Here is a 12,184-nt window from a genome sequence, read left to right as displayed (position 1 = left end):
ATATATGGGGCACTGTCTTGCTCAGGGTTATATCTATAAATACTCACCTTCATAACACCTACCTCCCGCACTTATTACACGCTTTTATGCCTTAAAAACGAACATGCGATCCATTTCCTTAGCATGCTCAGCAGAAGATCCAGACTTCGACTGCTCTGACAATTCCCTCTCTTCTGAAAAGTGCAAAAGCGTATTTACTTTACAAATCTATAATATGTATTTAAAATACACATTACAAGCTTTGTACAATTTATTTGCACTGGGAGGCCAACCATGACTGTTTTTCTGTTCTCACTTACGCTGCTTTTAACCGTGATAGTCATTGCATCTATCGGCGTCATGAATGGCCGCACAAGCCTGAAAGGCTCATGCGGCGGTGTCGGTGCCGCGCTGGGCGAAAAAGATTATTCCTGCTCCATCTGCGGGGGTGATTCTAATCGATGTCATGATCAACAGGTTGATATAAACAAAGTCACTGAATCGTATGCGTTAGGCAGAGAAATGGGCTCTTAACTCCCCGCCTGACATAGAGCACGGACATAAAGCGCATGGCCAGGATAGTGCCATGCTCACATTTTATGAGTACTTTTCTTTAGTTGAATATTTGTATTTCGCGAGGGATGTTTTCAATGAACATTATCAGTAAATCATTAGCGCAGTTAGCTCAGGAAGTGCCTGGTATTACGGCAGTGTTTAGTCAATTTGGCCTAAGCTATTGCTGGAATGGAAGCCAAACCCTTAAGCAAGCAATTGAAAATACGGGACTTAAGAAAAATGACGTGCTAGAAGCCATTGCTCAATTAACTGTTACTCCGGATAGGATGAATGACTGGAAGAAGATGGATAATAACGAGCTGATTACGCATTTGACAGACCGTTATCATCACGTACATAGAGTGCAACTTGAAGAGCTATTTCGCTTAGCCAGCCGCGTCGAATCTGTTCACCATGAACATCTGAAGTGTCCGATTGGACTTGCTAACCATCTCAAACATTTTTTTATTGAATTAGAAAAACATATGTTAAATGAAGAAACTGTATTGTTTCCTCAGCTTATGCAAGACCCGTTATCCGTCACATCTGATCATATTGTGGCAATGAGGCAAGAACATAAACTCTGCCTTGAGGCTATCAATAAAATTGATGATATAACTGAAGGAGTGATAACACCTAAAGGGGCATGTAATACCTGGACAGCACTTTACCTGGGGTTAAGTACCTTCAAAGATGATTTAGCTAGCCATATACAGTTAGAAAACGAGATTCTTTATCGTGGCAAAATCTCTTGATGCAGACATTATCTTTGCCAGTAGCCGAGCGGTTTTTCATGTGCCGGCGGAAACCTTGTTCGCAACGGCGTTGTTCACACTTTCTATCCTGTTAGTTTCTTTAGGCCTGCAGCCAAATCAATTGGCATAGGGAATATGACAGTCGAACTCTTGTCTCCGGCTATTTCCACCAGTGTTTGCAGGTAACGCAACTGTAGAGCCTGCTCTTGCTGCGATAGAATTTTGGCTGCTTCGAGTAATTTTTGTGATGCTTCAAATTCACCCTGCGCATGAATCACCTTCGCTCGGCGCTCGCGTTCAGCTTCAGCTTGTTTAGCTATCGCTCGAATCATACTTTCGTCAAGGTCAACGTGTTTTATTTCTACATTGGCAACTTTAATTCCCCATGCATCAGTTTGCTTGTCCAGTATGGATTGTACATCGGCGTTCAGTTGTTCCCGTTCTGCCAGCATATCGTCCAGCTCATGTTGGCCTAAAACAGACCGAAGGGTCGTTTGGGATAATTGGCTGGTTGCCTCCAAAAAATTTTCAACTTGAATAATGGCTTTTTGTGGATCGATTACCCGAAAATAAATAACCGCATTAACTTTAACCGAGACATTATCCCGGGAGATAACATCTTGCGACGGCACATCCATCACCACGGTTCGTAAATCAACACGAACCATTTGTTGCAGAAACGGGATCAGAATGATCAATCCAGGTCCTTTCACTTTGTAAAACCGTCCAAGCAAAAAAATGACGCCACGCTCATATTCGCGTAACACCCGAAACATCGATATCAATAAAACCAGCACCATAATCAAAAATGGCACGCCAAAAAACTCTATCTGAAAGTCCATTATCTTTCTCCGTTATTCTTGGTAACTACTAACCCTACGCCTTCTACAGCGCGAACAGTGACACTATCATGTACCGCCAGAGGTTGATCACATTGCACTTGCCAGAGTTCGCCATCTAACCGAACCAGCGGTGTATCACCACGCAATGATTCGACCTCTGCGATGTTACCAACGTAATGATCGATTCCTGTGACGATGACTTGCTTCCGGGCTTTGACTATCAGGCCTAAGGTAAACACCAGTATTAATGCGCTGAAGGCAGCAAATGCTAAGATTAAAGGAATGGCAATTTGGTATTCAGTATGTTCGGTATCCATCAAAATGATCGAACCTATGGTAAATGCTGTGATACCCCCCAGACCCAAAATACCAAAACTGGGAGCAAAAGCTTCTGCTGTCATCAAGCCTATACCCAACATCATTAATGCAAGCCCGGCATAACTCACGGGCAGTACTTGGAACGCATACAAGGCTACAAAAATACAAACGGCACCGATTATGCCCGGCACACCGAAACCGGGATTAGAAGCTTCGAAAATTAATCCGTATACACCAATCAGGATTAAAATATAGGCAACATTCGGATCTGTAATAACTGAAAGAAACTCGTTTCGCCAATCGATTGGGTGATGGTATATATCAACTTCACTGCTGCTCAGGGTCAACTCCTCATCACCCATTTTGACGATGTAGCCATCAAGCTGCTGCATAAGGTTATTGATATCAGTAGCCACTATATCAATAACGCCTAGTGACAAAGCCTCCTCTGCCGGCAAACTAACCCCTTCCCTCACTGCCCGGGCGGCCCACTCAGAGTTACGTTCCCGTAAATCAGCCAAACCCTGAATATAGGCGACGGCATCGTTAGTTATTTTCCGTTCCATAGCAGTAGATCCCGCTAAAGCGGGTTGCTCATCAGTTTCTTCGCTGCCCGTTTGGCTGGGGATAGATGGCAGTTCGGGGGCGCCAATCTGAACCGGAGTTGCGGCACCCAGATTCGTCGCCGGTGCCATCGCCGCTATATGCGTTGCATAGAGGAGATAAGTACCAGCGCTGGCTGCTCGGGCACCACTAGGAGATACATAACCGATAACCGGAATTTTACAGGCCAGGACTGCTTTAATCATCTCGCGCATAGCGCTATCGAGCCCGCCGGGCGTGTCAATTTTTAAGATAACAAATGGTGCATGTTCTTCCTGAGCTTGTTCAAGTCCCCTAACCATGTGATCCGCTGTAGCGGGGCCGATGCCACCTTTAACGTCAATTATCCAGACTCTGTTACTCGCGTGAGCCGGAATCTGCAAAAAGCAAAAGAGAAGAAAAACATAAGAATAGTGTTTGATGTGTGGCATAACAGATCCTTTCCAACACTTGTGACTGGAGTACATCGCTACGCTTAGTCCTCTTAGCCGGGTAAGCTGATGAGTAAGCTCTGCCTTATTGTTCACATACTGAGATATATCCTGCATAACATGTAACAGGGACTGTTTGTCGACAGTCCCTTAGTTAAAAACAGCTGAAACGTCAGTTCACTTTTATTTCGAGTTTCTTCGGCTCTCTTGTCTCAACCTTCTTAAGCTCCAGCGACAATACGCCATTTTCGAACTTGGCATCAATCGCATCAGGGGCTACATCTTCCCCAACGGTGAACTGTCGCATATAACTCCCTGTATGCCTTTCCTGACGAATAAGTTTACCGTCTTTCTCCTCTTTTTCTTCTGTTTTAGTTTCGCCTTTTACGGTGAGGATGCCATTTTCTATCGATACATGAATATCCTCTTTTTTAACTCCGGGAAGATCGACATTAACTAAATACTTATTATCTGTTTCGTGCACATCAATGGCAGGAAACTTGTTTCCCATTCGTCTTTCAGTCGGCATAAAAAAATCATTTAAAAATGCATCATCAAATAATCGGTTAAAGCGAGTTAAGTTACCCATAACCCTATACTCCATATATTGTTTACGCTGAATTCAAATGCTCTCAGTGCGATGAGCCATATTAATAGACTATTCTTTTTGAAGAATCCCAGATATGCTTCTGTAAAATTTGAGTTTTATTTTAATTTATTCAGTTAAAATTGAGATGTTCATTAACCAATATCATACGCTGAGGATGGATAAGGTATTATTTAATAGGTCATTATTAAAACCGCGCTAACGGCTGCGGCGGCCGTTTAACCCCAAGGATTTCGATCAACAGAAGTTTAAGAAGATTTTTCCGGTGGAGGCACTGATGAGTGATATCACTTTTCTAACCGGACACTTTTAACAATTAAGCGCTTTTGCGAGTGGTAGCGGTTTTGTTTGAACCGCCGTTTTGTTTGTGCGCAGAGATGTTAATCATCTCTTCGATTTTCTCCTGTGCATACTGCATGAGTTTGGTAGCGTCAGCCATGCCATACATATCAGGCATAGCAGAAATATGTGTTTCCAGAACGTCTAACAATTGTTCTTGAGTTTCTGACAGCATAGTGACTTCTTTTTCAGTGATGTTAGCCAAATTAGCGTCTAATTTTTTAAAAAATTTAACCTGCAACCCGAAAAGGTCTTTAGGCTCTCGTACGCTGCTCAGTGCTAGCATCTGTGCCATTCCCGTGTTGAACAGGTCAGCCATATATTCAGTTTGTAAAGCAATGAGCTTTTCTGCGACCGATTTGTTGATGTCCGTAATCTTAGTTACAGGCGCCAGGGCTTCTTTGACATCTTTCAATTTATCCTGGGGCATTTTTTTATCCTCAGTCAGTAGTTTTCAACGGGCTAATCATAATATTTATTCTCCTTACATCCGATATTTCAACGTAATTGAGCAGGTCTTAATTAAATTTCAGATAGAAAAGAACAAAAACACATAAGTGATGGGACTCATTAAAGAGCGTAATGATGTTTGAATTATTTAAAAAACAAATACATAAGCCTGCTGCTTTATTATTTATATATTTTTTTATAAATAAATTTAATTTTTATAGTTATTTTCTTAAAAAAATTTAAGGAAAGCTCAATTCAATTGATCACAACATTGTGAATGTTATTAAGTGGTAGCTAAGATGACTATATTCCAGAGATATTAAATGCGCATGTACACTACGCAAGTTCCTCCGCTATCAGTATCGCATCGTTTCAAGTGACGGAGGGTGAAAAATTTAAAACATTAATATTCACAAAGACGGTGTAATCATGAGCCAGTTATAAAATGAACAGGGCTACAACCAGACAACATTCAGGAGAACATCATGTTTGATCCAATTCCATTGAGTAAAACGGCGCAAAAATGTAGTACGTTGCTGATTTTAGCCATGTCGTTATCTATCAGTAACGCTTATGCAGAAAATGATATGATCGGTGCAGATGAGTTTCTTGCTTCTTGTGCTTCCTGTCATGGTGTTAGTGGTAAAGGAGATGGGCCTATAGCTGAATTCCTTACACCAAAACCCACGGATTTAACCCAGCTTGCTAAGAATAACCATGGTTTATACCCATCTCTGGGTTCCGGAACCTATCCGTTTCAGCGTGTGTTTCAGGTAATTGATGGCAGAACCCTTGTCTCGGGGCATGGAGACAGAGCGATGCCTGTCTGGGGGAGCCGTTACAAAATGGAAGAGGGAGAAAAATATGGCCCGATGGGAGCAGAAAAAGTTATCAGAGGGAGGGTTCTGGAATTAGTTTACTATATCCAGACAATACAAGAAGAATAATGCCTGAATAATCAGAAAACCTGTAGCAGGAGGAGCATTGTATGGCTAAGTATCGCAAAATACTGGTGGCAATTGATCTTTCCGAAGAAGCAAAACAAGTGCTTGGAACGGCAGTTGATCTGTGTCAGGTTCATAACGCAGAACTGCTGGTTGTCCATATTGTTGAGCCTGTCAGCACCGCCTATGGCGGCGTATATATGACCGAGCTGAGCAAGACTCAGGATGAATTGAATACAGCAGCGAAAGAGCACTTAACGACTTACGTTAACGAGTTCAATATTGAAGCAAACCAACAAATTATTACGGTCGGTCATCCGGATGCAGAAATACACCGCCTGGCAGAAATGCACGACATCGACCTGATTGTGATCGGCAGTCATGGCCGCCGGGGCCTTCAACGGTTCATACTGGGATCAACAGCCAACGGCGTTATGCAGAGCGCGACTTGTGACGTACTCGCGGTGCGGGTCAAGTGATCCTTATTGCAGGGCGGAAATAACCCACAGTAAGACGCTGTCATCCACGACCGGATCGGCATAAAGCAATACTTGTCACGAGCCTGCCCGAGCGCTCTGTCTTGCTCAGTTCAGAGCCATTTCAATAGCAAATCGACCCGAAGCAAACGTTGGGGAGTTCCCGATTTACTGGAAAATTGTGTACTGGCGTTTTTTGCTCCGTTGATGATGGGTGCGCCGTCTTCGTTTAACATCTATTTTTATCGGCAAACGCCATGCGGGCCGATAGCGAGGGTTAAAGGAATGGGTAATATCGAACACGATCAATCACAAAACGAATGGGGTGCCATTGTCATTGGATCAGGCATGGGCGGCATGGCGGCGGCAGCGGCTTTGTCGAGAACAGGACACAAGGTTCTTCTTCTGGAGCAATACCATACGCTCGGCGGCCTGACGCATAGCTTCTCTCGCGAGGGCTTCACATGGGATGTAGGGATCCACTATTTGGGAGGGCTAGCCCCTGGCGACCCGGAAAAAGACCTTCTTGACTGGCTGTGCGCAAAGCCTATTGAGTTTGCTTCCATGGGTGCAGTTTACGACACATTGCATGTCGGAGATTCTCAGCCCTTGCGGCTTTCACGTCCTTATGAGGCGCAGGAATTGGACTTCAAGGCGCGTTTTCCGGAGGAAGCTGAAGCAATCGAAGGTTGGACGGATGCGATGCGCAAGGGGCGCGAGGCGCTGATGACAGCAACGCAAGTTCGATCCTTACCCGCCCCCTTCGGCGCCGGTTTGAAATGGTGGAAGCGCAACGAGCTTAACAGGTGGTGTGGCAGAACAACCAATGAAGTGGCACGTAGTCTCACAGATAATGACGAGCTTGTTAGTGCGCTCACCTCGCAATGGGGCGATTTCGGAGGTCGCCCGAGCACAGCGAGCTTTGCTTTACACGCCATGACAGTTGGTTCCTATCTTGAAAGCGGTGCGTGGTATCCGGTGGGTGGCGGGGCCGTCTTCGCGCAACACATCTTGCCAACGATATCAGATGGCGGTGGCGAGGCTCGTGCTGGGGTAAGTGTGGCCTCCTTGTTGATGAAAGACGGGCGTGTCACAGGTGTTACGACCGCAAACGGAGAAACGATACGCGCTGACGCTGTGATCTCGAGTATCGGCGCTCGGGAAACAGTTGAGAGCCTGCTGCCTGATGACTGCGGCCATCAGGATTGGATAGAAGAAATCCGCTCGCTCAATCCTAATGTCGCCCATTTCAGTTTGTTTATGGGTTTTGAAGGCGATGTCGAATCTGCAGGCGCCACCAAATCAAATCACTGGATCTACCCTACTGGCGCTGTAGACACTCTTTGGGAAGACGCGCCGGATGGAGCACCGCCCGGTTTTTTTGTTTCCTTTGCATCACTGAAAGATCCAACGCATGATCCGGGCCCTAACCACAAGCATGTGGGAGAGGTGCTTACCCTGACGGACTGGTCCAGCGTCGAAACTTGGGCGATGAAATCACCTGGTGCAAGAGGCGCTGACTATCAGGAATTCAAACAATCTGTTGAGCAGAAAATGTTCGAACAGTTTGAAAACTATTTTCCGCAGCTCGCTAAACTCGTTGTCCATCGCGAGCTCGCAACACCGCTCACCACTGTTAGCACCACTGGCCACTATCAAGGGGCATTTTACGGTCTTGATGTTTCGCCGAAACGTGTATTTTCAGAAGCATTGCGCATGAAGACGCCGATTAAGGGGCTCTACCTTGCGGGCCAGGATGTGTGCTCACCGGGGATCGCAGGCGCGCTGTGGGGCGGCGTTCTCTCCGCGGCCAATGTCGACCGCAAGGTGTTTTCACACTTGCCGGGGTAATATGCCGTCTTTCTATCTTTAGTCGCTCATGTAGCCAAACCGGTCAAAACCACTTTCATGATTAAACCAACCCCGACATGAAATGACAGCGATAAAAGTATAGGCGCAGTTATCCGATATAATGCTGTAATTCGATATTATATTGTTACCGTAAGGGCTGTTTACATCTTATTATTGGGATGCCTTTCTTTAAGGTATTCCATATGAGAAATCAGACCATCCACCGTCTCTCTTAACAAATCAAGTTCTTCAATAGACAGCGCATCCAGTTGCTCCAGGTTATATTCAATAATATCAATAATCTGTTTACCCGGCCGCTGTAGAGGCCGCATAAAATATGCCGTAATCGTGGCAACGATAGTGCCAAAAAACAGAGCGGAACCGAGAACAATCCAGATCCCGCCAATCAGTTTTGATACACCCAGCACAGGCACGGGTGCGATTCCTGCGGTTGAAAAAGCCGCTATCGCCCAGTAAAGCGCATCGCCAAACGTGATAATACCTGAACCATTAACCCCACTTTCTGCAAAAAACATTGCAACAGAAAAACCAAACCAAAGTGCAACCAACAAAAACACCGCTTTTAAAAAAGGAGTTTGTTTCAATACATCTTTAACAAATATTTTGGCGCGTGAAGGCTTAACCATACTTATCTCCTTTAATACCGTCACCATTAATCACAGCATACAATAAATTTTTTGACGATTTTAAATCAGGCTTTCGAGTGTGGCGTGGTGATTGAATGCGGTTGAGCTAGCTTAACTGCACCCATTAAAGCCCATGAATCAGGATTAATTTCATTATACAATACATGATCTTTTAATAGGCTTTGATGCTAAGACTGCCTGATCATAAAAGGACAATAGTTGATCAAACATTTTTACCCTACCCCAGTCCCAAAGCAGTCACATGCAGAATCAATGTATCGTCTGAAAAGACCTGCATTCACTGCTATTCAGTTGTTCCTGATACAGCTGTTGCCCGTGTATTAAACAGTTATTCTGAGTGTGTTGTTTTACCGAAGTGCCATTCCTGATGTAACTTTTTGTTTTGTGGCGGGCGCATGTTTACATCATTTTTTTGTACGTTTACGACTGAGACTTTCTCACCGTCAGTTACACGATATAATACCGACATGAGAGAAACTTCAGATATATTCTTGTCTACACTGTCTATGAGTTTGTTTTTGTAAAACTTCAAAAGACGTATTTCTTGTCCTGTTATTTCAGAGAGTTGATTGCTAATGGCTTCAATATATTTAAGCTGATTCTTAATCGTGCCGTTACGACCGTGTATTTGACTTAGCGCCCTACACCTTAATATTGCACTATTAAGTTGTTTAAGCATATGCTCTGTTTGAATATTTAACAGATCTTTCACTGTTGACTCGCTAAATGCAGTAATAATAGATACATGCTTTTTATTAACTGCACCATGGCTATTATACTTATTCATATTTCACCTTCCACAGAAGAACATATTCTTATTAATATTTAATAATAGTCACAATGTTAAAATCAATTAAATTGAGTTTTTCTTAAATTCTTTTAAGAAAGTAATTATAAAAAAATTTATTTATAAACAATTTAAGCGTCATTACTTCATTTTATGAATCCCATCACTTTTATTTTTCGTTAATTTCTATCTGAAATTTTATTCAGGCCTGCTCAATTACGTTGAAATATCAGGTGTAAGGAGAATAATTAATGTGATAGGCCCGTTGAAAACTACTGACTGAGGACAAACGACATGCCCCAAGATACAATGAAAGATGTCAAAGAAGCTCTGGTGCCTGTAACTAAGATTACGGACATCAACAAATCAGCCGCGGAAAAGCTCATCGCTCTTCAAACTGAATACATGACTGACCTGTTCAACACGGGAGTGGCACAGATGCAAGCACTGAGCCGGGTTCGGGAGCCCAAAGACGTGTTCGAACTACAGATTAAATTTTTTAAAGAGTTAGACGCTAAGTTGGCTAACATTACTGAAAAAGAAGTCACCATGCTGTCAGAAACAAAAGAACAACTGATAGACGTTCTGGAAACACATATCTCTGCTATGCCTGATATGTATGGCATGGCTGACGCGACCAAACTCATGCAGTATGCACAGGAGAAAATAGAAGAGACGATTAATATCTCTGCGCACAAACAAAACGGTGGTACAAACAAAACCGCTACCACTCGCAAAAGAGCTTAATTGTTCAAAGTGTCCGGTTTAAAAAGTGATGAGGGGTTTCCTTCATCACTTACACCAGGCCAGTCACTCAACATAGACTCCACCGCAAAGATACTTATTCGCTTATATTGATCGAACCCTTTAGATTAAACGGCCGCGACTGGCGTTAACGCGCGCCCGATAATGACCAATGTAATATTATATTTTCACCTACAGAGTGTGAATTCGATTAATTAACATCTCAATGTAAACTGAATAAATTAAAATAAAACTCAATTTATAAAAAAGCATATCTGAGATTCTTGAAAAATAATAATCTATATCTATGCCTCATTATACTGAGAGCTTTTTAAGCATAACAATAAAGGAGTAAAGGGTTATGGGCAACTTAACTCGTTTTAACCGATTATTTGATGATTCATTTTTTAATGATTTTTTAATGCCGATTGAAAGACGAATGGGTAACTGGTTTCCTGCCATGGATGTGCACGAAACAGATAATAAGTATTTAGTTAATGTCGATCTTCCCGGGATTAAAAAAGAGGATGTTCATGTAACATTAGAAAATGGCGTCCTCACCGTGAAAGGTGAAACCAAAACAGAAGAAAAAGAGGAGAAGGACGGTAAGCTTATTCGTCAGGAAAGGCATACAGGGAGCTTTATGCGACAGTTCACCGTTGGGGCAGATGTAATCCCTGAAGAGATTGATGCCAAGTTCGAAAATGGAGTATTGTCGCTGGAGCTTAAGAAAGTTGAGACAAGTCAGCCGAAGAAACTTGAAATAAAAGTGAACTGACGTTTCAAGTAAGGGACTGTTTATCGACAGTCCCTTTCATTTAAGGATCGGGGATACAGGGTCGATAGAATCGATTTTTTTGGCGTTTTTTACCTAATGTATCCACTCAAAAATCATTTACAGAGTAAACTTAGACTGCAAATGCTTCATCGCAAGTTTGTTCCACGCCTGAAGCTGGTGCCACACTTGCCGGGATGCTTCGTATGATTTCTTCCGTTGATCTATAGTATTATTCTTTGCGTACTTGTATACCTCAACATCGAGCTTCTTTGTCGCATTGACAATTCCTTCTCTGAATTCAACAGATATACTGTCAGGAAAGTAGAATCCTAAGAGTGCCTGATGTGACACACTTACACTAAACCAGCTTGCTTGCTCGTCATTGTATCTTTCTATTACTTGATTTCGTTGTTTACCAGGTGCTTGTTTTACTATCACTGCAATAACGCTATCTGCATTCGCAATTAACGATCCTACATCAGCATTTATGTTTTCAATCAAATCAATCTGTCGGTCTAAGACTACTTGTGAGCGAAGGTATTCTTGTTTGAAAATCCAGTCCATGCGCTGCCATGTAAATAAGCCAATGGCCCCTGCTAAGGCTCCGACAAGAACCAGCCCTAATCCAGAATTCAGAAATTTTACAAGCTTATCCATGATCTTGTCTGCACCATAAATCTATGTATGTTTAACACATGTTAAGGTGCATCAACCGGCACTGGACAATCCCGCATCATATTGACCGGAGTGTTACGGTGATGCAAAACCCATATATCATCAGAACCCTGGTTGCTGATAACGACTTCCATCCGTCCGTCGCCATCAATATCACTCGCCAAAATACCCTGCGGTTTTTCGTACACAGGCAGATCACGCTTGCGCAACTCACCGCGTGCATTTACAAAACTGCCTCCTCTATTGGTGACAAACACCACCGTGTTGGCATCCGGTACGGTCAGTGCCAGATCGTTATCGCCATCACCATCCAGATCAGCAGCCGTTACCGCGCGGGATGAGCCTCCCACATCGAACGGGCCGAGCGGCGTTTCAAAGAGTT

General features: G+C 43.4%; 15 protein-coding genes. 7 read left to right on the top strand and 8 right to left on the bottom strand.

The genetic code is table 11. The annotated features are described in order from the left end of the window. Positions 1 to 273 precede the first annotated feature (273 nt). Positions 274 to 513, top strand: a complete 240-nt coding sequence (gene nqrM / locus ABY436_RS15820) for a (Na+)-NQR maturation NqrM (RefSeq protein ID WP_372739899.1) — start codon at positions 274 to 276, stop codon at positions 511 to 513. Positions 514 to 629: 116 nt separating this feature from the next. Further along, positions 630 to 1,289, top strand: coding sequence for a DUF542 domain-containing protein (locus tag ABY436_RS15815; RefSeq protein WP_372739898.1), 660 nt, complete (start codon positions 630 to 632; stop codon positions 1,287 to 1,289). Between the two features lie 83 nt (positions 1,290 to 1,372). Here ABY436_RS15815 and ABY436_RS15810 read toward each other — a convergent pair whose 3' ends face one another. The 4 genes from ABY436_RS15810 to ABY436_RS15795 all read right to left on the bottom strand — a co-directional run bounded on the left by ABY436_RS15810 (position 1,373) and on the right by ABY436_RS15795 (position 4,859). Continuing rightward, positions 1,373 to 2,131, bottom strand: coding sequence for a slipin family protein (locus ABY436_RS15810; protein WP_372739897.1), 759 nt, complete (start codon positions 2,129 to 2,131; stop codon positions 1,373 to 1,375). Beyond that, the gene (locus ABY436_RS15805; protein ID WP_372739896.1) at positions 2,131 to 3,483 is read right to left on the bottom strand and encodes a nodulation protein NfeD; all 1,353 of its coding nucleotides are present in this window, start codon (positions 3,481 to 3,483) and stop codon (positions 2,131 to 2,133) included. Before ABY436_RS15805 ends, ABY436_RS15810 begins: the two co-directional genes overlap by 1 nt. Positions 3,484 to 3,655: 172 nt before the next feature. Then, positions 3,656 to 4,072, bottom strand: a complete 417-nt coding sequence (locus ABY436_RS15800; RefSeq protein ID WP_372739895.1) for an Hsp20/alpha crystallin family protein — start codon at positions 4,070 to 4,072, stop codon at positions 3,656 to 3,658. 334 nt (positions 4,073 to 4,406) lie between these two features. Next, the gene (locus tag ABY436_RS15795; RefSeq protein ID WP_372739894.1) at positions 4,407 to 4,859 is read right to left on the bottom strand and encodes a phasin family protein; all 453 of its coding nucleotides are present in this window, start codon (positions 4,857 to 4,859) and stop codon (positions 4,407 to 4,409) included. Between the two features lie 505 nt (positions 4,860 to 5,364). Between ABY436_RS15795 and ABY436_RS15790 the strand changes: the two genes are divergently transcribed. The 3 genes from ABY436_RS15790 to ABY436_RS15780 all read left to right on the top strand — a co-directional run bounded on the left by ABY436_RS15790 (position 5,365) and on the right by ABY436_RS15780 (position 8,150). Further along, complete coding sequence (locus ABY436_RS15790; protein WP_372739893.1) at positions 5,365 to 5,826, top strand: cytochrome c; 462 nt, start codon at positions 5,365 to 5,367, stop codon at positions 5,824 to 5,826. Positions 5,827 to 5,867: 41 nt separating this feature from the next. Continuing rightward, positions 5,868 to 6,302, top strand: a complete 435-nt coding sequence (locus ABY436_RS15785) for a universal stress protein (protein ID WP_372739892.1) — start codon at positions 5,868 to 5,870, stop codon at positions 6,300 to 6,302. 282 nt (positions 6,303 to 6,584) lie between these two features. Next, positions 6,585 to 8,150 carry a phytoene desaturase family protein gene (locus ABY436_RS15780; protein WP_372739891.1) on the top strand — a complete coding sequence of 522 codons (1,566 nt, stop codon included), beginning with the start codon at positions 6,585 to 6,587 and terminating at the stop codon, positions 8,148 to 8,150. A 161-nt stretch (positions 8,151 to 8,311) separates the two neighbouring features. Here ABY436_RS15780 and ABY436_RS15775 read toward each other — a convergent pair whose 3' ends face one another. Further along, the gene (locus tag ABY436_RS15775) at positions 8,312 to 8,797 is read right to left on the bottom strand and encodes a hypothetical protein (protein WP_372739890.1); all 486 of its coding nucleotides are present in this window, start codon (positions 8,795 to 8,797) and stop codon (positions 8,312 to 8,314) included. Between the two features lie 349 nt (positions 8,798 to 9,146). Continuing rightward, positions 9,147 to 9,605, bottom strand: a complete 459-nt coding sequence (locus ABY436_RS15770) for a hypothetical protein (protein ID WP_372739889.1) — start codon at positions 9,603 to 9,605, stop codon at positions 9,147 to 9,149. A 294-nt stretch (positions 9,606 to 9,899) separates the two neighbouring features. Here ABY436_RS15770 and ABY436_RS15765 point away from each other — a divergent pair, with 294 nt between their 5' ends. Both ABY436_RS15765 and ABY436_RS15760 read left to right on the top strand, forming a co-directional pair. Then, positions 9,900 to 10,352, top strand: a complete 453-nt coding sequence (locus ABY436_RS15765) for a phasin family protein (RefSeq protein WP_372739888.1) — start codon at positions 9,900 to 9,902, stop codon at positions 10,350 to 10,352. A gap of 358 nt (positions 10,353 to 10,710) precedes the next feature. Next, on the top strand, positions 10,711 to 11,127 hold the full coding sequence (locus tag ABY436_RS15760) for an Hsp20/alpha crystallin family protein (protein ID WP_372739887.1): 417 nt from the start codon (positions 10,711 to 10,713) through the stop codon (positions 11,125 to 11,127). A 117-nt stretch (positions 11,128 to 11,244) separates the two neighbouring features. Here ABY436_RS15760 and ABY436_RS15755 read toward each other — a convergent pair whose 3' ends face one another. Then, positions 11,245 to 11,784: a hypothetical protein gene (locus tag ABY436_RS15755; RefSeq protein ID WP_372739886.1), complete on the bottom strand. Its 540-nt coding sequence runs from the start codon at positions 11,782 to 11,784 to the stop codon at positions 11,245 to 11,247. A 41-nt stretch (positions 11,785 to 11,825) separates the two neighbouring features. Beyond that, a partial coding sequence (locus ABY436_RS15750) for an FG-GAP-like repeat-containing protein (RefSeq protein WP_372739885.1) occupies positions 11,826 to 12,184 on the bottom strand: 359 nt, incomplete at its 5' end.

Origin of the sequence: Neptunomonas sp. (assembly GCF_041601355.1) — a bacterium.
Taxonomy (GTDB): Bacteria; Pseudomonadota; Gammaproteobacteria; order Pseudomonadales; family Balneatricaceae; genus Neptunomonas.
Note: the sequence above shows the minus strand (reverse complement) of the source record. Positions and strands in the feature narration are given on the sequence as shown.

Coding starts and splice junctions, on each gene's coding strand:
- ABY436_RS15790 (WP_372739893.1), top strand. CDS start 5,365: ATGTTTGATCCAATTCCATTGAGTAAAACGGCGCAAAAATGTAGTACG.
- ABY436_RS15765 (WP_372739888.1), top strand. CDS start 9,900: ATGCCCCAAGATACAATGAAAGATGTCAAAGAAGCTCTGGTGCCTGTA.
- ABY436_RS15780 (WP_372739891.1), top strand. CDS start 6,585: ATGGGTAATATCGAACACGATCAATCACAAAACGAATGGGGTGCCATT.
- ABY436_RS15815 (WP_372739898.1), top strand. CDS start 630: ATGAACATTATCAGTAAATCATTAGCGCAGTTAGCTCAGGAAGTGCCT.
- ABY436_RS15795 (WP_372739894.1), bottom strand. CDS start 4,859: ATGCCCCAGGATAAATTGAAAGATGTCAAAGAAGCCCTGGCGCCTGTA.
- ABY436_RS15800 (WP_372739895.1), bottom strand. CDS start 4,072: ATGGGTAACTTAACTCGCTTTAACCGATTATTTGATGATGCATTTTTA.
- nqrM (WP_372739899.1), top strand. CDS start 274: ATGACTGTTTTTCTGTTCTCACTTACGCTGCTTTTAACCGTGATAGTC.
- ABY436_RS15760 (WP_372739887.1), top strand. CDS start 10,711: ATGGGCAACTTAACTCGTTTTAACCGATTATTTGATGATTCATTTTTT.
- ABY436_RS15755 (WP_372739886.1), bottom strand. CDS start 11,784: ATGGATAAGCTTGTAAAATTTCTGAATTCTGGATTAGGGCTGGTTCTT.
- ABY436_RS15785 (WP_372739892.1), top strand. CDS start 5,868: ATGGCTAAGTATCGCAAAATACTGGTGGCAATTGATCTTTCCGAAGAA.
- ABY436_RS15770 (WP_372739889.1), bottom strand. CDS start 9,605: ATGAATAAGTATAATAGCCATGGTGCAGTTAATAAAAAGCATGTATCT.
- ABY436_RS15775 (WP_372739890.1), bottom strand. CDS start 8,797: ATGGTTAAGCCTTCACGCGCCAAAATATTTGTTAAAGATGTATTGAAA.
- ABY436_RS15810 (WP_372739897.1), bottom strand. CDS start 2,131: ATGGACTTTCAGATAGAGTTTTTTGGCGTGCCATTTTTGATTATGGTG.
- ABY436_RS15805 (WP_372739896.1), bottom strand. CDS start 3,483: ATGCCACACATCAAACACTATTCTTATGTTTTTCTTCTCTTTTGCTTT.